This is a genomic window from Qipengyuania vulgaris, assembly GCF_009827325.1.
In the GTDB taxonomy this organism is placed as follows: Bacteria; Pseudomonadota; Alphaproteobacteria; order Sphingomonadales; family Sphingomonadaceae; genus Qipengyuania; species Qipengyuania vulgaris.
In genome coordinates this window covers 23,117-41,894 of the sequence record NZ_WTYC01000012.1, presented here as the reverse complement: position 1 = coordinate 41,894, position 18,778 = coordinate 23,117, and the positions used below count along the sequence as shown (strand labels likewise).

18 protein-coding genes are annotated in these 18,778 nt (G+C 61.5%); 10 read left to right on the top strand and 8 right to left on the bottom strand.

Going from position 1 to position 18,778, the window contains the following annotated elements:
- Positions 1-50: 50 nt before the first annotated feature.
- On the top strand, positions 51-1,223 hold the full coding sequence (locus GRI69_RS14530) for a tyrosine-type recombinase/integrase (protein ID WP_160728980.1): 1,173 nt from the start codon (positions 51-53) through the stop codon (positions 1,221-1,223).
- 134 nt (positions 1,224-1,357) lie between these two features.
- Here the strand turns inward: GRI69_RS14530 and GRI69_RS16185 are convergent, their stop codons facing one another.
- The 3 genes from GRI69_RS16185 to GRI69_RS16175 all read right to left on the bottom strand — a co-directional run bounded on the left by GRI69_RS16185 (position 1,358) and on the right by GRI69_RS16175 (position 3,342).
- Positions 1,358-1,528: a CPBP family glutamic-type intramembrane protease gene (locus GRI69_RS16185; protein ID WP_230292605.1), complete on the bottom strand. Its 171-nt coding sequence runs from the start codon at positions 1,526-1,528 to the stop codon at positions 1,358-1,360.
- Positions 1,529-1,990: 462 nt separating this feature from the next.
- Positions 1,991-2,437, bottom strand: coding sequence for an NAD(P)/FAD-dependent oxidoreductase (locus tag GRI69_RS16180; RefSeq protein ID WP_237453146.1), 447 nt, complete (start codon positions 2,435-2,437; stop codon positions 1,991-1,993).
- A gap of 20 nt (positions 2,438-2,457) precedes the next feature.
- On the bottom strand, positions 2,458-3,342 hold the full coding sequence (locus GRI69_RS16175; protein WP_237453145.1) for an NAD(P)/FAD-dependent oxidoreductase: 885 nt from the start codon (positions 3,340-3,342) through the stop codon (positions 2,458-2,460).
- Between the two features lie 108 nt (positions 3,343-3,450).
- On the opposite strand from GRI69_RS16175, the gene GRI69_RS14515 reads away from it, so the two are divergent.
- The 6 genes from GRI69_RS14515 to GRI69_RS14490 all read left to right on the top strand — a co-directional run bounded on the left by GRI69_RS14515 (position 3,451) and on the right by GRI69_RS14490 (position 12,278).
- The gene (locus GRI69_RS14515) at positions 3,451-4,491 is read left to right on the top strand and encodes an efflux RND transporter periplasmic adaptor subunit (RefSeq protein ID WP_160728979.1); all 1,041 of its coding nucleotides are present in this window, start codon (positions 3,451-3,453) and stop codon (positions 4,489-4,491) included.
- A 3-nt stretch (positions 4,492-4,494) separates the two neighbouring features.
- Entirely contained in the window at positions 4,495-7,635 is a 3,141-nt protein-coding gene (locus GRI69_RS14510) for an efflux RND transporter permease subunit (RefSeq protein WP_160728978.1), read from the top strand.
- A 3-nt stretch (positions 7,636-7,638) separates the two neighbouring features.
- Positions 7,639-9,126, top strand: coding sequence for an efflux transporter outer membrane subunit (locus tag GRI69_RS14505; RefSeq protein ID WP_053833465.1), 1,488 nt, complete (start codon positions 7,639-7,641; stop codon positions 9,124-9,126).
- Positions 9,113-10,345, top strand: a complete 1,233-nt coding sequence (locus GRI69_RS14500; protein ID WP_158246558.1) for a patatin-like phospholipase family protein — start codon at positions 9,113-9,115, stop codon at positions 10,343-10,345. The genes GRI69_RS14505 and GRI69_RS14500 overlap by 14 nt, the downstream gene beginning before the upstream one ends.
- Positions 10,346-10,377: 32 nt before the next feature.
- A complete protein-coding gene (locus tag GRI69_RS15910; RefSeq protein WP_046903475.1) occupies positions 10,378-10,767 on the top strand; it encodes a hypothetical protein in 390 nt (129 codons plus the stop codon).
- 86 nt (positions 10,768-10,853) lie between these two features.
- Positions 10,854-12,278: a phospholipase D-like domain-containing protein gene (locus tag GRI69_RS14490; protein WP_160728977.1), complete on the top strand. Its 1,425-nt coding sequence runs from the start codon at positions 10,854-10,856 to the stop codon at positions 12,276-12,278.
- A gap of 21 nt (positions 12,279-12,299) precedes the next feature.
- On the opposite strand, the gene GRI69_RS14485 is transcribed toward GRI69_RS14490, so the two are convergent.
- Positions 12,300-13,814 carry a mechanosensitive ion channel family protein gene (locus GRI69_RS14485; RefSeq protein ID WP_063612715.1) on the bottom strand — a complete coding sequence of 505 codons (1,515 nt, stop codon included), beginning with the start codon at positions 13,812-13,814 and terminating at the stop codon, positions 12,300-12,302.
- Positions 13,815-14,255: 441 nt separating this feature from the next.
- Between GRI69_RS14485 and GRI69_RS14480 the strand changes: the two genes are divergently transcribed.
- The 3 genes from GRI69_RS14480 (at position 14,256) to GRI69_RS14470 (ending at position 16,411) form a co-directional block, all read left to right on the top strand.
- Positions 14,256-14,918, top strand: coding sequence for a TetR/AcrR family transcriptional regulator (locus GRI69_RS14480; RefSeq protein WP_053833462.1), 663 nt, complete (start codon positions 14,256-14,258; stop codon positions 14,916-14,918).
- A 417-nt stretch (positions 14,919-15,335) separates the two neighbouring features.
- Positions 15,336-15,881, top strand: coding sequence for a sensor histidine kinase (locus tag GRI69_RS14475; protein ID WP_082347913.1), 546 nt, complete (start codon positions 15,336-15,338; stop codon positions 15,879-15,881).
- A 71-nt stretch (positions 15,882-15,952) separates the two neighbouring features.
- A complete protein-coding gene (locus GRI69_RS14470) occupies positions 15,953-16,411 on the top strand; it encodes an ion channel (RefSeq protein ID WP_087910621.1) in 459 nt (152 codons plus the stop codon).
- Positions 16,412-16,833: 422 nt separating this feature from the next.
- Here the strand turns inward: GRI69_RS14470 and GRI69_RS14465 are convergent, their stop codons facing one another.
- The 4 genes from GRI69_RS14465 to GRI69_RS14450 form a co-directional block, all read right to left on the bottom strand.
- Positions 16,834-17,211 (bottom strand): hypothetical protein, encoded by a 378-nt coding sequence (locus tag GRI69_RS14465; protein WP_063612560.1) that lies wholly within the window; start codon positions 17,209-17,211, stop codon positions 16,834-16,836.
- A gap of 65 nt (positions 17,212-17,276) precedes the next feature.
- Positions 17,277-17,546 (bottom strand): hypothetical protein, encoded by a 270-nt coding sequence (locus GRI69_RS14460; RefSeq protein ID WP_046903470.1) that lies wholly within the window; start codon positions 17,544-17,546, stop codon positions 17,277-17,279.
- A 129-nt stretch (positions 17,547-17,675) separates the two neighbouring features.
- Positions 17,676-18,146 carry a MarR family winged helix-turn-helix transcriptional regulator gene (locus tag GRI69_RS14455; protein ID WP_046903469.1) on the bottom strand — a complete coding sequence of 157 codons (471 nt, stop codon included), beginning with the start codon at positions 18,144-18,146 and terminating at the stop codon, positions 17,676-17,678.
- Entirely contained in the window at positions 18,143-18,568 is a 426-nt protein-coding gene (locus tag GRI69_RS14450; RefSeq protein WP_046903468.1) for an organic hydroperoxide resistance protein, read from the bottom strand. The genes GRI69_RS14455 and GRI69_RS14450 overlap by 4 nt, the downstream gene beginning before the upstream one ends.
- Positions 18,569-18,778 lie beyond the last annotated feature (210 nt).

Below are 18,778 nucleotides of genomic sequence, written 5' to 3'. Positions count from 1 at the left end.
CCTGCTTATCACTACTAGACAGATGGTGGAAATGTGCGCAAGCCCGTCGAATGGCTTCCGAAATCGCTCCAAACGGCGTCCCCGCGTATTTGTCGAACGAACTTGCGGACCGAAAGGGCGAACCCGTGGTCGCGACCGTCGCCGCGCTCGGCGGTGCTGGATCGGCGATCGATCCGGCCGTGATCGACGCGGCGGTTCGCGCTTGGGCGGCCAATACCAAACGCGCGTTCCTGTCGGATCTTGCGTTATGGAACGAATGGTGTCGGGTAAATGGAGTTCGGGCGCCGGGAGCGGACGCGCGACTGGTTGCGGATTGGGTAAGGGCGCTTGGCGGCCTGGAAACCGAGCGACGGCTGCGCACCCCGATCAAGAGACGCGCGCCCGCGACAATCGCGCGCTATCTCGTCCATGTCGGAATGGCCTATAGGATGGCGGGGCTGACCGATCCGACCGCGGCACCGCTGGTGAAGCTCGAATTGAAGGCCATGCGCCGTGCGCGTGGCACCCGCCAGCGCCAGGCAAAGGGGATCCGCTACAAGGGAGATATCGCCGATCTCGACGGACCGCCTACGGGCGTGTGCCTGGCGCATCTTCTGAAAGCCTGCCGCCGCGACTGGCTGGGCGTGCGCGATGCGGCGCTCCTGCGGGTCGCCTATGACACCGCCTGCCGGCGTTCCGAACTGGTGGCGATCGAGATCGATCATATCGAGGCGGGCGAGGGCGGGGCAGGGGTGCTGTTCATCCCCTCGAGCAAGACCGATACCGAAGGGGAGGGCGCCTATGCCTATCTGTCGCCGAGAACGATGGAGGCTATCCGCGTCTGGAAGAAGGCGGTCGATATCCGTTCGGGACCGCTGCTGCGGCGGGTCGAGGTGCATTTCGACGGATCGGTCAGCCGGGTCGGCAATCGTCCGATGCATCCTAACAGTATCACGCTGATATACCGTAGGATGGTGCGCGCGGCGCATGCGAAAGGACTGCTGGGCGAAATGAGCGAACAACGGCTAGAGCGGTGGGTGAGCGACATCTCGAGCCATTCAATCAGCGTCGGGGTGGCTCAAGACAATTTTGCGGCGGGGGAGGGGCTGCCCGCGATCATGCAAGCCTATCGCTGGCGCGATCCAGCAACGGTAATGCGCTATGGGGCTAGGCTCGCCGCGCAAAGCGGAGCCAGCGCGCGCCTCGCAAAGCGGTTCTCATCACATGAGTCGGGCGACCGTTAACGCTCGGCAAGGTGATTTCGTCGCCGCTTTTCGGGCGGCCATCAAACAAGAACGATGTCGGCTTTGCGCCCCAAATTCGGTCATTTTACGGGCAGAATGCTGATCCCGGAAGCGGGCATTCCGGGAAGACATCTTCACACGATGAACGAGAGCGAATTGCCGAAATTGTGAAGCAGAACCGGCAGGAGCAGGCTTCCGGTGCGCAAACGCAGCCAGACCGCGATAAAGGCTGGGATTGCCGTCAGCGCCATCGTGATGGGATCGAAGGCAAAGCTGTCGTCCGAGAAGCCACAGGCATGTGCCAATCCGAACAGGAAGCACGACAGGACCGCGCCCCATCCCCAATCGACCCGAGGAACCGTCTCCTTCCGGTGAAAGCCTGATCCAGCGCGAACAGCAGGATGCCACGATAGAAGAGCTCCTCCTCCAAACCCGTTATGGTGAGCTGAAACGCGATATCTTCGCCGCTAGCCGGGTTTCCAGGGAAGATGAGAGCTATGACGTAGTGTCGCCGAAGCCGTTCGGTCTTCATGCGACCGCCATGCCTACCGCTGCTTAGTCAACTGAGGTAGATCGACGCCAAAGACAGATACGCTGATCTTAGATGCGGTTTGGCTTCGAGCGCTTCCTGCGATCAAGTGCAAGCTAGGTCGCGACAACTTGCAGGTGATGGATAGCGAGGCCAGGCGAGCCTTCGAATGGCCCTAGATGGCGGTGCGGGAGCATGCTTTCATCATGGTCAACTATTTGAATATTGGCTGAGACCGCTACTTGTCATCGGGCCGCCCGCTTTCTGGGTCGCTGAGCGGCGGCTGCCGGGCATCGCTTGTGGTTGATCCCGTCAACAACCGCGCCCCGCGTCCGTAAGTAAACCATGCCCAAGCCCAGTTGACATAGACGACCAGGCGGCTGCGAAAGTCCACAAGCAGCATCAAATGTATAAGTGACCAGACCAGCCAGGCGAGAAATCCCGTGAGCCGGAGCCTGCCGAATTGCGCCGCCGCACGCGAGCGCCCGATCACCGCCATGGTACCATAGTCGCGGTAGCGGAAGGCGCCGGGCTCGCGCCGACCGGCGATACGGGCCGCGAGCAGCTTCCCGACATATGTGCCCTGCTGCTTGGCAACTGGTGCAAGAGCCGGCAAGCGCTCGTCGCCGCCTGCTTCGAAACTTGCGACGTCCCCGATCGCAAAGATGATTGGATGACCCGGCACCGAACAATCGGACCGGACCGTTACAGCCCCGTTGCGACCCCATCGATTCCAAGCCATTCAGCAGCCGGACGGGCCTCAGTGCCGGCACACCACAGCACGGCTCCGGTATCTATCCGCTCGCTACCGAGCACCACGCCGGTGGGATCGATTGCCTCGACGGCCGTGCCAATCCGCACCTCCACCCCCATCGAGGTTAGAGCTTCGGTCGCATAGGTCGAAAGCGCGGGATCGAAACCCGACAGCAAACGGCCGCCCGCCTCGCATAGGACCACACGCGTGTCGCGCGGATCGATGCGAGAGAAATCGCGCGCCAAAGTCGCGCGTGCGAGTTCGGAGATGGTCCCAGCCAGTTCCACGCCAGTTGGGCCGCCCCCAACAATAGCAAAGGTCAGGAGGCGTCGTATCTCTGCGTCGTCGGTCGACTGCTCGGCCCGCTCGAAAGCTTCCAGCAACCGCGCGCGGATGGCAAGCGCATCCTCAATCGTCTTGAGAACCAGCGTGTGTTCGCGCCAGTTGTCCTGTCCAAAAAAGCTCGAGGCCGATCCCGTGGCGAGTACGAGATAATCGTATGGCAACCGATGCCCATCGCGCAGCAGCACCGAGCGCGCCCTGATATCGACGCCTGTAACCTCCGCCATCAACACACTTAGGTTTGACCCACCGCGCATCAGCACACGATTGGCCGTAGCGATATCGGACGGGGAAAGCGCCGCAGTCGCGACCTGGTATAGCAGCGGTTGAAACAGGTGATGATTGGTTTGGTCGATCAGCGTCACTTCCGCGGCATTGCCGCGAAGAGCGCGCGCTGCAGCCATGCCGCCGAAACCGGCGCCGACGATGACGACCCGGGGGCGGTTCGCCGATTCGGGATGAGACAGGTTCAGCGAAAGCGTTTGGCCTTGCAATTGGGTCTTCCTATTGCGACGAGCGATGATATGTAAACTTATTCGTTTCATTTTGGGCGCATGTCAAAGTCTGATTCGCGCCGAACCGTTTTTGGGCCCAAACCCTTCATGCTGCGCATATTCGTTTCGCTCATTTTCACATGTCTGATCGCAGGTTGTGACAACGCCCCCGTTCCGGAGGAGGCCGATCGGCGTCCCGTCAAACTCTACACCGTGGCGACAGGCGGCCAAGCCAGGACTTATGAATTTCCCGCGATTATCGAGGCAAGCACATCTTCGGATCTAACCTTCGATGTTCCGGGCAAGATCGTCCGGCTAACGGTGGATCAGGGCGATTTCGTCAGGGCCGGCACGGTGATCGCGCAGCTCGACCAGACCATCGCGCGCAACCAGCTCGTCCAGGCACGCGAACAGTACGAGGCGGCACAGGATGCATTCCGCCGCGCCGACGCGCTGGTCGGCGAAGGCGCGATTCCGCGGGCAGTGCACGTTCAGCGCGAAACGCAGCGCGACACTGCGCGAGCCGAACTTGACAATGCGCGCGAGCAGTTGGAGAAGACCGTCTTGCGGGCGCCCTTTTCGGGCCGCGTGGCCAGGCGACTGACCGAGCCGTTCGAATATGTTTCGCCGCAGCAGCCGGTCGTGACCTTACAGACCGCCGGTTCCGCCAAGGCGGTGGTCCAGGTTCCCTCGTCCATCGTTGCCAATGCCGAGCAGCGGGCCCCGATCAACGCGGCGATCGCGCTCGACAGTCTCCCCGACAGGCGGTTCGCGGCCCGGTTCGGCTCGTTCGCCACCGACGCCACGCGTCAGTCGCTCACCTACGAGGCGACGTTCCTGTTCGATCCGCCTTCCGGCGCGCTGATCCTGCCGGGCATGACGGGAACACTGCATGTCGAGCTCGATACCGATGATGCCGAGATGCCGGCTGTGCCACTGGAAGCGATCGTTGGGCGTGACGAAAAGACATTCGTCTGGCGCGTGGACCGCAGGACCGGAGCCATCGCGCTGCGCCGCGTCACCGTAGGCAAGGGAGCAGGCGGAATGCTGCCTGTAACTGCCGGCATCGGCCGCGGAGACCTGATAGTGGCTGCTGGCGTGGCCAATCTCGAAGAGGGGATGAAAGTCCGCCCCTACGAGCGGGACTGAGCCATGTCGTTTAATCCCGCCGTCTTCTCGATCAGGAATCGCCTGCTCATCCTGCTCGTCATCATCGGGACGATCGTTGCCGGGATGGCGGCCTATGGGTCGCTGCCGCGCTTCGAGGATCCCGAGTTCACCATCCGCCGCGCTGTCGTGGTAACACCCTATCCTGGCGGATCGCCGATGGAGGTCGCCACCGAGGTCACCCAGCGTCTCGAGCGGGAGATCGGGCAGATGCAGGAGGTGAAGGAGATTGTTTCGACCTCCGAGGCGGGCCAGTCGCGCATCGAGGTGGAGATCAAGTACGAGTTCGGGCGCAACAAGGAACAGCTCCAGATCGTCTGGACCAAGCTGCGCAACCGCGTGGCCGATGCCGCCCGGCTGCTTCCGCCCGGGGCAGGTCCCTCGATCGTCAACGACGATTTCGGCGACGTCTTCGGCATCTTCTACATGCTAACCGCCGATGGTTATTCGCCGGCCGAGCTGTACGACTATGCCGAAAAGCTGCGCACCGACCTGAGCGGTGTGGAGGGTGTGGGCAAGGTGGTGCTGTCGGGCGAGCAACGCGAGGCCTTCTATGTCGAGATCATGCGCGAGCGGGTCGCGGCGCTGGGGCTGTCGGTGCAGAGCGTCTATCAGGATCTAGCACAGCAGAATTCCGTCGTCGCAGCGGGCAGCGTGCGCGTCGGCGACCAGCGTCTGGAGATCGTTCCCACCGGCGAGATCGATTCGGTCGAGGAATTGCGCGATCTGCCGGTGATGACCGGCCAGGAAGGCGCGGTCGTGAGACTGGGCGATCTGGCCCGCGTGACGCGCGGCTATGTCGATCCGCCGATGCAGATCCTGCGCTACAATGGCAGGCCGGCGGTGGGCATGGGCATCTCGAATGCGACCGGCACAAATGTGGTCGAGGTCGGCGAGGCGATCGAAGCCAAGCTGCGCGCGAGCGAGAGCGACCGCCCGATCGGCATCGAGATCCACGAATTCTACCACCAGGGCAAGGTGGTGTCGGACGCGATCGGCGATTTCGTGATCAATGTCGCGACGGCGCTCGTCATCGTGGTGGTCACGCTGCTGATCTTCATGGGCTGGCGCTCGGCCGTGGTCATCGGCGCCGTGCTCATGCTCACCGTCGCGGCGACGCTGGCTGGGATGAATGCCGGCGGGATACCGATGCACCGCATCTCGCTGGGCGCGCTGATCATCGCGCTGGGAATGATGGTGGACAACGCCATCGTCGTGGTCGAGGGGATGCTCGTCGGCCTCAAGCAGGGCAAAAACAGGCTGGAGGCGGCGCGCGCGATCGTGGGCCAGATGCTGTGGCCGCTACTAGGAGGCACGCTGGTCGGCATCATCGCCTTCGCCCCGATCGGCCTCGCCCCCGGGCAGGTCGCCGAATACACCAATCACCTGTTCTGGGTGATGATGATCTCGCTCTTGTTCTCGTGGTTCTTCGCGGTCACCGTAGCGCCTTTTCTCGCCAACTGGCTGTTCGAGAAGGAGGAGGATGCTGCCGCTTCCGGCACTGATCGGGAGACAGGATTCGATGCAGGCCACGACGGTCTCGAGGACGAGGCCGCCCCGCAGCGCGAAGCCGGCCGGATCGGCACCGCCTATCGCGAATGGCTCGCGCGCGCGCTGCGCCATCGCTGGCGTACCATGGGCCTGACCGGGGGGTTGTTCGCCGTCTCCCTTGTGGGCTTCGCGTTCGTGGAACAGGGTTTCTTTCCCGCCTCCACCACGCCGCATTTGATGGTCGATTACTGGCTGCCTGCGGGCACCGATATCGAGCGGACCAATGCCGACCTGGAGGAGATTGAGGAGGATCTGGCGACGATGGACGGCGTTACTGACGTTCAGACCGTGGTCGGCATGGGTACCTTGCGTTACAAGCTGGTCTATCAGCCCGAGGCGCCGACATCCTCCTTCGGCCAGATGATCCTGCGGGTTGAGGACGCCTCGACGCTCGAGCGGCTGCAGGCAGATGTGCATGCCTATTTGCAAAAGAACGCCCCCGAAGCGCGCGCCAAGGTCTGGCTGTTCGAACTGGGGCCGGGTGGCGGCTCGAAGATCGAGGCGCAGTTTTCGGGGCCCGATCCGGCGGTTCTGCAGAGCCTGGCGCAGCAGGCCAAGGATGTCTTCGCCGAGGACGAAGCGGCCATCCTCGTGAAGGATGACTGGCGCGAGCAGGTGCCGGTCATCCACCCGCTCTATTCCGAAACGCGCGCGCGTCGCCTTGGCGTCAGCCGCGAGGACGTGGCCGAGGCCTTGCAGGGCACGTTCGCGGGCCGTCCGATAGGCGTCTTCCGCGAGGGCGACGACCTGATCCCGATCATCGCCCGCTCGCCCGAAAGCGAAACGCGCGACGCGCAGAACATGGAAGCAATCCAGGTGTTCAGCGCCAGCGGCGCCTCGCTTCCGCTGCAGGAAGTGATCGACGGTTTCGAGACCCGCTGGCGTCATTCGCAGATTCAGCGGATCGATCAGCGCTGGGCAATCAACGCCCAGGCCGATCCCGCGCCGGGCGAAACCGCCAACCGTCTGCTCGATCGCGTGCGCGGAGACGTCGAGGCGATCGAACTGCCTTCCAGCTACCATTTCGAATGGGACGGCCAGGAAGGAACGAGCACCGAGGCGATCGATTCGCTGATTGGCGTGGTCCCGCTCGGTGTCATCGGCATGGTGCTGGTGGTAATCGTGCTGTTCAACGCAGTGCGCCAGCCGGTGATCATTTTCATGATCGTGCCGCTGGCGATCATCGGCGTAACCATCGGCCTGCTCATCACCGGCATAGCGATGGAGTTCATCGCCATTCTCGGTGTGCTCTCGCTCTCGGGCCTGCTGATCAAGAACGCGATCGTGCTGGTCGATCAGATGGATATCGAGATCGGCGAGGGTAAACCGCGTTTCGATGCCATCATTGAGGCAGCCTATGATCGCGCCCGCCCGGTCATCCTGAGTTCGCTGACGACGGTACTCGGCGTCATCCCACTGCTGTTCGACGCCTTCTTCAAGGCGATGGCCGTGGTCCTGGCCTTCGGGCTGGCCTTCGGGACGGTACTGACCCTGTTCGTGGTGCCGGTCCTCTATGCAATCTTCTTCAAGATCGGCCCTGACGAGACCGCAGCCGAGCCACAGGGGGCAAGTTGAACCATGCGCATCGTCCCTCTCACCGCCATGTTGCTCGGCCTGATGCTGGTGTCAGGCTGCTCGCATCCCGACAGGGTCGGCGATGGTCCGGTCGCACCCGCCCGCGCGGCCCTGCCGCCTTTGCCGGAACGCTGGCGGGCAGTCGCCGATGCCGCAGGGCCGGTCGCGGACGGATGGGTCGCCGCCTTCGGCGACCCGCGCCTCGCCGCGCTCGTGGCCGAAGCGCAGGAGAAGAACAGTGATCTTCAGGCCGCCGCGGCGCAGGTCCAGCGCGCCGCAGCACTTGCCCGTCAGGCGCGTTCCGGGCTGCGTCCGGCCGTTCAGGCGGTCGGCCTGGGTTCGCGCAGCCATATCGAGATCGATGATATCGAAATCGGCGGGCAGGCCGGACTGCCGGTGCCGTCCAGCATCGAATATGACAGCACCAGCTTTCTGGGACTGGCGCAGGCGAGTTGGGAAATCGACCTGTGGGGCAGGATCAGCGATGGCTGGTATGCCGCGCTCGAGAACGAGGCGGCTGCCCGCGCCGACTATTTCGCGGCCCGGCAATCGATTGCCGCGGGCGTGGCGCGCGCCTATCTGGTCTCGATCGAGGCTTCGCGGCAGGTGGGGCTGGCCGAGGAAGCGGTTGATACGCTCGAACATCTGCATCGCCTGGTGGGTCTGCAGGTCCGCGAGGGCGTCGCGATGGATGGCGATCTGGCACTGATCCGCGCCAATCTCGAACAGGCGCGCGAGGCTCTCGCACGGGCACAGGGCGCGCGGCGCGAGGCGATCCGTGCTCTCGAACTACTGGTCGGGCGCTATCCCGCGGCCGAGTTCGCCTCGGGAATTGACTTGCCGCCCATGCCAACGCCGCCGCCTGCCGGGCTGCCTTCGACGCTGCTCGAGCGGCGGCCCGATCTGGTCGCGGCCGAGCGGCGCGTCGCCGCCGCACTGCATGCCGAGGACCAGGCCAGCAAGGCGCGCCTGCCGCGCCTGTCGCTCACGGGGCTGGCGGGCGCGGTGTCGGACGCCCTTGAAAATATCTTCGATCCTACCGCGACCCTGTTCAGCATTGGCGGCAATGTCGCGGCGCCGATCTACCAGGGCGGCGCGCTGGCTGCCGGCGAAAACATTGCCGATGCCGAACTGCGCGCGGCGATCGCGCAATATGCCGGCGCCGCGCTGGCCGCTTTCGAGGAGGTGGAAACCGCGCTCGACAGCGGCGTGGTGCTTCGCCGCCGCCGGGACGCGGCCGTCATCCGCGTGCGCGAGATAGAGGAAGCGCTCAGGATCGAGGATCTGCGGTACAGGGTCGGCGAAAGCAGCCTGCTTGACGTGTTGCAGATCCGGCAGCAGGCGATCACTGCGCGCAGCGATCTGGCGACGATCGAGCGCATGGAACGCGAGCAGTTCGTCACGCTCAATCTGGCGCTCGGCGGAAGCTGGAACGCGCCGGAGGCTGATCCCCCAGAGATTTCCGAGAAGGATGGCGATGCGAACCCGTAAAGAACTCCGCCTGACCATGATGCCGGGACAGGCCATCGACCTGGTGCGAACGCTCGTCCTGGGAGTGCTCGGCCCCGCATTGCTGCTTGGCGGTTGTGCCAGCTTCGACCGGCAACCGTTCGAGGCCGCGCAGATCGAAGCCGCGCACGCGCCGGATTCGCCGAAAATCCGCCATTGGGCCAATTCCCCCGACCTGTTGACACAGATCTCGATCGCCCCGCCACCGCCGGGCGAGCCACTGCGCGTGCTCGCGCTGTCGGGCGGTGGGGATGACGGGGCCTATGGTGCGGGTTTTCTCAACGGATGGTCGCAAACCGGCAAGCGACCTGAATTTGCCGTGGTCACTGGAGTCAGCACCGGGGCTCTCATCGCCCCCTTCGCGCTGCTCGGGCCGGACTACGACGACGAGCTGAAACGCGCCTATACCGAGATCACGCCCGACGACATTTACAAGGACCGCTTCGCGTTGGCGATCCCGTTCTCGACCAGCGTCGCGACGACCGGGCCGCTCGAGGCTCTAATCGCCCGCTTCGCCACTGATGCGGTGATCGATGCCATCGGCGAAGAGCACCGCAAGGGCCGGCGCCTGTTCGTCGGCACCGTCAGCCTCGACCGCCCCGGCAATGCGATCTGGGACATGGGAGCGATCGCGGCCGGTGATGCGCCCGGTCGCTATGCCCTTTTCCGGCGCATCCTGCTCGCCAGCAGCTCCGTCCCGGTGCAGTTCCCCCCGGTGCTGATCGAGATGGAAGCGCAGGGAGAGCGAATCAGCGAACTCCATGTCGATGGCGGCACCATTGCGACCCTGATGGCCGCTCCGCCGGTCGCGAACGACCAGATCCTGCGGGACAGCCAGTCCCCAACGGAGCTGTATCTGCTGGTCAACGGCAAGATGGCAGGCGAGTTCGAGCTGATCGAAGCAGGTCTCTCCAGCATCGCCAAGCGGACGCTTGAGGTGATGCTCTTCTCCAGCCTCCAGGACCGTGTGGCCTCGGCCTATGTCTGGGCGAGATCGACCGGCGCCGGATATCACTTGACCTTTATCGAGCAGGACTTCGACGCGGACGAGCACGATCTTTTCGAGCAGGATTATATGCGCACGCTGTTCGACTATGGCGTGGAGCGCGGTCGGGCACAGGCATGGCAGGATAGTCCGCCATCGTCGGATCCGGACACTGTCGCATCAGCCGTGCCCGAAACGACGAGTTCCGAGGATTAGCGCCCGTCATGGCACCGGGACGAACATACCGCATGAGCTTCGCCTTTTCCGATATCCCCCATCAATCCGGACGGCCGGCCGTCGTTAACGGCGCCAATAGCGGCACCGGCTACGAGATCGCCCCGCACCTGGCGATGAAAGGCGTGCGCGTGCTGCTGGCGTGTCGCGATGCCGAGCACGGCACTTTGCGTGTCTTACAGGCCGTGACCGATCCGCAAGCGGAAGGCGGCGACCATCCCGGTCCTTGCGGTCTCATGGGGATGCGTGGCCAGACTTCGGGTCGCGCGGTCGTGACAGACCCGACTCGCGACCGGGAGATGACGAGAAAGCTGTGCAACAGGTCGGTTGCACTAACCGGAACAGAACCGGACATTGGCCCTGCTGTTCCGTCGCAGACAACGCCTCCCGACAGCGCACCGTAACGCGGATGCGCGACCGGCACCCTCCGTTCATGATACAGCGCGCAGCTTCTCATGCGTTCGGAAATACGGCACTTTCCGCAATCGGCTTGAGTGTCGCTAAGCACGCGGTGGGCCATCCCGGCCTGACGGGCGTTGCACTTGTCGAGGACGGCATAGACGCGTTTGCCATCCGCTCTCGACTCATCGCCGCGGCCGAAAGATCGATCGACCTGCAATATTACATCTGGCGCGACGATCTGACCGGTAATCTCCTGCTGGAAGACTTGCGCAGAGCGGCAGCGCGGGGTGTACGGGTCCGTCTGCTGGTTGACGATAACGGCATTCCCGGCCTCGACCGCAAATTGCGCTGGCTGGCCAGCGACCGCAATTTCGAAATCCGCATTTTCAATCCGTTTCGAAACCGACACTTCAAGCCGCTCGATTTCCTGCTGGATTTCCACCGCGTCAATCGCAGGATGCATTCGAAAAGCTTTACAGTCGACAATCAGATAACCTGTGTCGGCGGGCGTAATGTCGGAGACGAGTACTTCGCCAACCGAGAGCAGGGGATTTTTGCCGATGTGGATGCGCTTTGCGTAGGCGCGGTGGTGCAAGAAGTCTCCGAATGTTTCGATGCGTTCTGGAATTTTCCCGCTGCAGTCGAAATCGACTGCATCGTGAAGGAAGATCCGAAGCAGTACGCGGCAAGCGGGGCAACTGATTTCACGCGGTCAGTTTCCGGCCCCTCCGCGACCGATTATCTAAGCCGTGCCGCCGGATCTGTTTTGCTTGAGCGTGCGCGGGCCGGACGGATTGAATTCGAATGGGTGCCCGTCGAGCTGGTCAGCGATCGGCCCGCCAAGGTTCTCGGACAATCGCGTCAAGGCGATCTCATGGCTAGCGTCCTCAGGAGTCTCATCGGTCAACCGGAAAGGGAATTGCTCGTCGTTTCGGGCTATTTCGTGCCGACCTCATCAGGTGCCAGGGCCTTTGCGCAAATGGCACGCAACGGGGTCGATGTGCGCGTCCTGACCAATTCCTTTGCTTCGACCGATGTCGCTATGGTTCATGCCGGATATGCAAAGCATCGGCATTTTCTCGTGAAGTCGGGGGTGCGTCTGTATGAGATGCCTGCCCCTGGAGACCGGCCCAAGACCACCCGCAAATCTCTGCGTCGACCTTCGCCGCGCAACACAAACGAGAATGCCACCCTGCATGCCAAGATGTTCGCTGTAGACGGCCGTCGGGTCTTTGTCGGTTCTTTCAATTTCGATCCGCGCTCTTTCGCTCTCAATACTGAGCTCGGGATCGTCATCCAGAGTGAGAATCTGGCGGCACAGATGCACCACGCCTTCGATACCATGATCGCGTCCGGCTCCTACAAAATCGTCGTGGATGACAAAGGCCGACTGAACTGGATGGACATGCGCGACGATGTCCGTCAATGTGAACTGGCCGAGCCTGGAACCACATGGTGGTCGCGAGTGCTCACTCGCCTTCTCAGCAAAACGCCGATCGATTGGCTGCTGTGAATACCATCTGGGCGCGGCGACCTACGCGCCGACGTCATTCTCCTGGGTCACCAAATGGACCGTCCGCGTCGGGTAGGCGATAGCGAGACCGGCTGCCTTCAACCTCTCGAAAATGGCCAGCAGCAGTTCCTGCCGGATCAGTCGGCTTTCCGCGTAATCGGCAACCATGATGTAGGACCAGATCTCGATATCCAGCGAGCTCTCGCCGAAATGAGCAAATCGAGCACGGAGGCCATCCTTTTCAATCAGGTGGTGATCGCGCAGGATCTGCTCGATAATCTCCACGGCCCGGCGCAGCTGGCCTGCGGAGATACCGTATTCGACGCCGATCGTGGGATTGAAGAGAAAGCGGTCGCGCTTGGCGAAGTTTTCGATCTCGCGGGAGGAAAAATCACCGTTCGGGATGGTGACGAGCGTGCGTTCATTCGTGCGAATCCTCGTCGAGCGCATACCGATATCCTCTACGGTGCCGACAATATCTCCCGCGCGGCAGAAGTCTCCGACCTGAACAGGGCGGTCTGCGATGACGTTCAGGCTGCCGATCAAATTCTCCACGGCCTTCTGTGCGCCTAACGCCAAGGCGATGCCGCCAATGCCCAATGCGGCAATGCCCGTGGTCACATCGACCCCCAGCGTGTCGAGGACCGCTACCGTCGCCAATAGGAAGAGCACTATCTTTGCCGTACGCCGCAACAGGACGACGACCGACACTGCCTGCCGCCGCTGGCGGCGTTCCATCCGGGCACTAGCAACGCGTGCGATGGCATCGACCAGGCGCAGCGCAAACCAAGCAAGCGCTACCCAGCCAACGATACCGATATAGCGCAGCAAGGTCTGGCGCGCGACGATGGACGCCTCGATGCTGCCCGTCCACAGGTGGAAGGTCACCACTGCGAGAAACAGGCTGAGCGGCGGCAAGGCGGCCTGCGTGAAGCGGTAGATCGCGCTTTTCTCGCGGTCGGCCACAAAACGCCGCATGATGGCCAGAAGTCCGGCCGATATAAGCCAGTAGAGAAAGAAACTGCCGGCTGCGCTCCCGAGCAAGAGAGCCCAGTCCTGCAGCGGGGCTCCGGCCACCTCGGCGCTTTCACCGTCTTCCGGTTCAGCCGGATTTGTCGCCGCCACAGACACTGCTTCGAGAGCTTCAACGGTCTCCTGCGAAATCCCCCAGACCTCGCTGCCGACAGGGCTGTCGGTCCGGGTGAGAAGGATCGGCAGACTTTCCTCGCCGCCGAGCCTGCCTACCTCTTCGGTGTCGGCCGGCAGTTCATCGTCGAGACGCCCACTCGCTTCGTTCGACAAGGCACCGAAAGGCAGGAGCGTCCCCTGTTGGTCGAGCGCGGCTTGCAGCTTGGTGGCCCAGATCGCTCCTTGATCGACAAGTTGAGCCTCATCCTCTTCCGCAGACAGGTGGAAATAGTGAGCAGCCCTCGTGTAGTCCTTCGCCGCCAGGGCGCTGATCAGGCCGGTCACCGTTCCACGCGGCGTCTCGCGACCGAAAGGGTCGGTAGCCACTTCAGCGGCCTGCTCGGCCATCGGCTCCGCCACAGGAGCGATTTGAGCGGAAGCCGGTGTTAAGGCGGCGCAGGCGACCAGCAATAAAAGGGCAGAAAGACGGAGAACCGATATCGGTCCGATCGGGATATTATCTGGAAGGCGCTGGCCATCGCAGTTCCGCAATGGCTTCAACCCTACGAACCTACGAAAGACAGAGATTGCATTCCAACCGCTAAAGCTCGGCTCACTGATCGATCGGAGAGATTGCCTTGGGGGAAAGGCCATTTTTGCTGGCGCCGGCGATGAAAGAAAGTAAACTCACCGGTACCATGCCGTTTTCCGTTGCGGCAGGCAAGCGTTCATGTGGGCATCATTAGTCCGCGTTGCCCGCTGCGGAGCTTTGCCTGGCCATACCACAAAGGCCTCGTCCTACTGGGCAGCAGATCAGATGGCCGAACCAATGCAATAGTGAGAGAATAGATGTCACTTCCCCGCAGAACCTCAAGCGGCGGTCGTCCTTCAAAAGAGGAGGCCGAGAAACTAGGCGAGCACATATTGCAGGAAGCGCTGCAGGAATTTATCGCTAAGGGCCTCGATGCGTCCCGGATGGACGCGATCGCCGCTTCGGCCCACGTATCGAAGCGAACACTTTACGCACGCTACAAATCCAAGGATGAACTGCTATGTGCGACGATGGACTATGGTATTGCGAAGCACATCCGTCCGGTGAGCACTCTTCCTGCCAATGGCCCCATTCGCGAGCGCCTCGAAGCCGTTGCGCATAAATTTCTAGAAGCCTCGCTCACCGCAGAAGGCCGCGGCATACAGACCTTGCTGACATGGCTTGCCAATTACCGCCCCGATTTGCAGAACAAGATCAGGGCCAAAGCCGTGGCTGACGTTACCGGCGTTATGAACCAAATTCTAAAGGACGGCTACGCAAACGGAGAAATTGCGTTCTCAGACTTCCCGGCGATCGCTAAGATCGTCTTCGACTTATTATTCTCCTTGCCGAATTATGAAATACTGAGGGGCATGGGTCCCGAATATCATGGCAGCGAATCCGTCAGCCTGGACAAGGAACTTGATTTCGTGATGGCTGCACTTCGCACTGGCGTCGTCTTTTCGACGAATGGGCGGTAAGCTGGCGCATATCTTATAAATCAGTAACTTCGTTGCATTGGTTTGAACCTAAAGATATTTCAGTATCCTTCGGATTCATCGTGATCGGAGTGTCCAGAAGATGGCCCCGGCTCAATGTGCTCTGGAATCTCGTCGAGCAATGTTCTGCCAGAGGCGTACCGCCGCCCGAGCGTCTCGATAAACCCTTAGTAACGCTTCGCATCACGATCTCCTACAGATCAATGCCGTCGTCGGGGTTGCGAGGCCTGTCGCGCCAGCCCTTGCATCCGTCGCCGCAAGGCCGATGCGCGCGCAGCTTCATCCGGGTCATCCTCGAAAATCGCGAACTCGCCGGTCGGTAACGAGTCCGGCGTTTCTCGTGCGATATCGAGATGATCGGGCAGTTCGGGTTCGCGGCGGAGCCCATGAGTTTTCTCCATGACGGGCCGGTCGGGAGCCTCTCTCCTGACCTCAAAACTTTCACGAAGCGCAGCGTCGCCCTCTTACTATAAAGAGAGCGACGCCGCGGTCTGGGCGACGGTGGAGGTCAACCTTACGGCTCTGACTGGTGATCTATTGGCGCTGCATTCAGATGAGGACCGCATCGGCCTCGACCTTTCGCCGGCAAGCCATGTGCTGGGTGATCCCACCGCGCTCGGACGGATTTTTGATAACCTCGTCGATAATGCCCTGCGCCACGCCTCGACCGTCACGGTAAGGAATGTTTCGGATGGCGGTAAGACCTGCTGGTCGTTTGAGGACGATGGCCCGGGAGTTGCGCCCGACCAACAACTGACGTTAGGCACGGCCTATGCCCGTTTCGATCCGTCACGCGATCGACAGACGGGCGGAGCCGGCCTTGGCTTAGCGATCGTCTGCGGACTTGCCGAAGCCATAGGCGGCTCCGTCTCGTTCCGGTCCAAGCCGGGCCGAGGACTGCATGTGCAAGTCGTGCTGTTGTCGGCGGGTAGAAGCTCAGAATGAGCGAGACTCCACTGCAGACTGATAATAATCGGAGGAGTAAATCAAATTGATAAAATTGAGGATCATCAACGATGAGTATCGTCGCTCAACTCGCGATCGGAACGGTGACCGTTGCACTTACCATCATCATGCAAGCGTGTTTTGCCGCAATAGCCTTCTCAGTCGATGATCGCTTCACGCCGCCTCGCACGCGAACAACACGCTTTGGAGCGACCTTGCTTCTTGCCGCTTCTACGATATGGATGCTGCTCGCTATCACGCTGGCGGCTTGGATTTGGGCGGGCCTGTTTATTGTATTGGGTGCCTTCGAAGCGCTGGAACCGGCGCTCTATTTCGCAACGGTTTCCCTGACGACGCTAGGCTTCGGCGACGTTATCCTCTCGCAGGATGTGCGGCTGCTGTCTGCGATCGTGGCTGCCAACGGCCTCGTCATGTTCGGTTTGAGCACTGCGTTTCTTCTCGAATTCGTGGGTCAGGTGCGCGAGGAGAAAGGCAGTTCGACGCGATCCCACATTTCGACGGCAGAATGACTTCGTACAGAACCGGCTCACTTTGGCTAGCATAAACGATTGTGCCTGCCCACTCTACCCGCATCGCCTTGTCCAAGTAGAAAACGCCGATCCGCCCGGGTTTCGACAAATAGTCTGGGGCTTGGCGCTTGCGTAGACTGGATGGTCAAAAGTGGAATGGCGGGTTGCGACTCTAATGTCGGTCCTAACCACCAACTCGGCGGTTCGCCAGAAGCAGATGTTCGCATGGCATGCGCTCAGGTCGGCTTCGCCCTCTCATCCCAGTCATCCGAGCATTGAGGGCTACGTTCCGAAAGCGGACGTCGGTTCGAGGGCGTCGGAGCGATGCCCATATCGGACAATAGGATTAGTCGGCTTAACGGAGATGGATTGGGCTTAAGGACATCTCGAACGGTGGCAACAAAGCGACCTGGGTTCGGTCTTTATCCGCCTTTGACTTGTGCAGGGTCGAGCGCCTGCACCGGGGTTGCGAGAAAGCGGAATGGCTCGGCGGTTCCTTGCTTCGCGGCCGCGACAGCGTTGATGAGCAGCGCCGCCGAAGCGGCAAACCCTTCGATTGAATTTGCCTTGCCAAGCCAGACCCGCGAGGCCTTGGGCGACACGCCCACGGTAACTTCCAGCGCGGCATTGCGCGAACGCGCGGCCGACCGGTAGAAGCTCTGGTCATCAAAGGGGTCGAGCGAATAGTCCAGATCCTGTCCGGCAAGGATCTTGGCATCGGCCTTCGTGGCACTTCTCCGGTGAACGCCCGACAGCCACAGGGTCCGCGCCTGGCCATTCTCCAGAAATGCGGCGGCCATGGTTGAACGGGATATCGGCAAGAGCCAGGTCGGTGGAACGGCTCGACGTCTCTGACCTTGCCGATTCATCGGAAAGCCTCGCGGTTTGGCTGAAGTGCGATCTCACCTTTGATGCTGCCGAGATTGTCGCGAACGTCGACTACGCCAACCTCGTCTTCCAGCAGCGCCTGCACGTCCTGCGACAGCTCTTGCAGCTTCAACATGTCGGGGCCGGTCAGGACGATTTCGATCGGATCGCCCGATGTTGGCTGTCCGGTCTCGGGTGCCACCAGTAGAGTGGCACCGGCGACATTGCGGTCGAGATAGGTCTGTAAAGTCGGGTCGGCAGTCCTCATTTACGCGGGCGGGCGAGAGGAAACGAACTGCATCGCAAGGTCGCTCGACTATCGCCAAGCGTCCCAGTGGACGCCCCACGAAGATCGGACAGGCAATCCTCGCAGACGTGCGACACCTGCTGAGAGGCTTCACCTCTTCGAGCCGGTTTGCTCCGCAAGCAGTTCGACAAGCCTGCGCACGCTGTCCCGCAGTTCGTCAATCCCTTCGGATTTGCGCCCCCTCGCGAGGGTTTCGGGAACATACACTGCCTGGTTGCGCAGTATTTTTCCACTCTCGGTCAGTTCGATAACCACTCGGCGCTCGTCTTCCGGATCGCGTGTTCGTCGAACCAGGCCGGCGGCCTCCATACGCTTCAGCAGAGGGGTGAGAGTTCCGCTATCGAGGTAAAGCCGCGCGCCGAGGGAGCCCACCGTCTGGGGTTCTTTCTCCCATAATACCAGCATGACCAGATATTGCGGATAGGTGAGACCCAGCTCCCGAAGAACAGGGCCATAGAGGCGGCTGAGGAGGTTGGTGGCAGCATAAAGGGGAAAGCAAACCTGTCGATCGAGCAACAAGGGATCGCGCGGGTCCTGTGCTGCTGCCACTCCGTCATTCATTGGGCGAACACATTAATTTTCACATCGACGTTTCCGCTGACTGCGTTGGAATAGGGGCAAGCAGCGTGGGCGTTCTTCACGATCTCGTCAGCCTTTGCCTGATTGACCCCGGCAATTTCGACATCCAGTGTGACAGCGAGATTAAAGCCGTCATTACCATTCGGCAAGAGGCCGACCTGGCAGGAGACTTCAATGTCGTCGTCACCCACCTTGTCGGTCTGTGCCCGCGTTACATGGATCACGGCATTTTCGAAGCAAGCCGCATAACCAGCAGCGAAGAGTTGCTCGGGATTAGTCGCGTCGCCCTTGCCACCGAGTTCCTTCGGTAGAGCGAGGTCGAGCTCGAGAATGCCATCTTCGCTTTTGACCTTTCCGGCGCGGCCACCATAGGCGTTAACGCGAGTGTTGTAGAGATTTTTCATGTTAGCTCCTTACGGTTAGACAGCAGGATAAATAGTATCCAATTATATTGTGCGCAATATATAATTTGCAAGGCGCGTCATGCTGGCAGACACGCCTTTGCGTCAAATTCTGACCGCGTCACCTGCCCAAAGCCCTCAGAATAGTCTTCTCGACCGGCGAGTAGCTATTGTCGGAACGCTCGAGACTGATCGGCTCACGCGGTAGCAGTG

Excerpts from the sequence above, each read along its gene's own strand:
- GRI69_RS14450 (WP_046903468.1), bottom strand. The coding sequence starts at position 18,568 with ATGAAAAATCTCTACAACACTCGCGTTAACGCCTATGGTGGCCGCGCC.
- GRI69_RS14455 (WP_046903469.1), bottom strand. The coding sequence starts at position 18,146 with ATGAATGACGGAGTGGCAGCAGCACAGGACCCGCGCGATCCCTTGTTG.
- GRI69_RS14470 (WP_087910621.1), top strand. The coding sequence starts at position 15,953 with ATGAGTATCGTCGCTCAACTCGCGATCGGAACGGTGACCGTTGCACTT.
- GRI69_RS15910 (WP_046903475.1), top strand. The coding sequence starts at position 10,378 with ATGAGCTTCGCCTTTTCCGATATCCCCCATCAATCCGGACGGCCGGCC.
- GRI69_RS14480 (WP_053833462.1), top strand. The coding sequence starts at position 14,256 with ATGTCACTTCCCCGCAGAACCTCAAGCGGCGGTCGTCCTTCAAAAGAG.
- GRI69_RS14505 (WP_053833465.1), top strand. The coding sequence starts at position 7,639 with ATGCGCATCGTCCCTCTCACCGCCATGTTGCTCGGCCTGATGCTGGTG.
- GRI69_RS14475 (WP_082347913.1), top strand. The coding sequence starts at position 15,336 with ATGACGGGCCGGTCGGGAGCCTCTCTCCTGACCTCAAAACTTTCACGA.
- GRI69_RS14530 (WP_160728980.1), top strand. The coding sequence starts at position 51 with ATGGCTTCCGAAATCGCTCCAAACGGCGTCCCCGCGTATTTGTCGAAC.
- GRI69_RS14460 (WP_046903470.1), bottom strand. The coding sequence starts at position 17,546 with ATGAGGACTGCCGACCCGACTTTACAGACCTATCTCGACCGCAATGTC.
- GRI69_RS14465 (WP_063612560.1), bottom strand. The coding sequence starts at position 17,211 with ATGGCCGCCGCATTTCTGGAGAATGGCCAGGCGCGGACCCTGTGGCTG.
- GRI69_RS14500 (WP_158246558.1), top strand. The coding sequence starts at position 9,113 with ATGCGAACCCGTAAAGAACTCCGCCTGACCATGATGCCGGGACAGGCC.
- GRI69_RS14485 (WP_063612715.1), bottom strand. The coding sequence starts at position 13,814 with ATGGCCGAGCAGGCCGCTGAAGTGGCTACCGACCCTTTCGGTCGCGAG.
- GRI69_RS14510 (WP_160728978.1), top strand. The coding sequence starts at position 4,495 with ATGTCGTTTAATCCCGCCGTCTTCTCGATCAGGAATCGCCTGCTCATC.
- GRI69_RS14515 (WP_160728979.1), top strand. The coding sequence starts at position 3,451 with ATGCTGCGCATATTCGTTTCGCTCATTTTCACATGTCTGATCGCAGGT.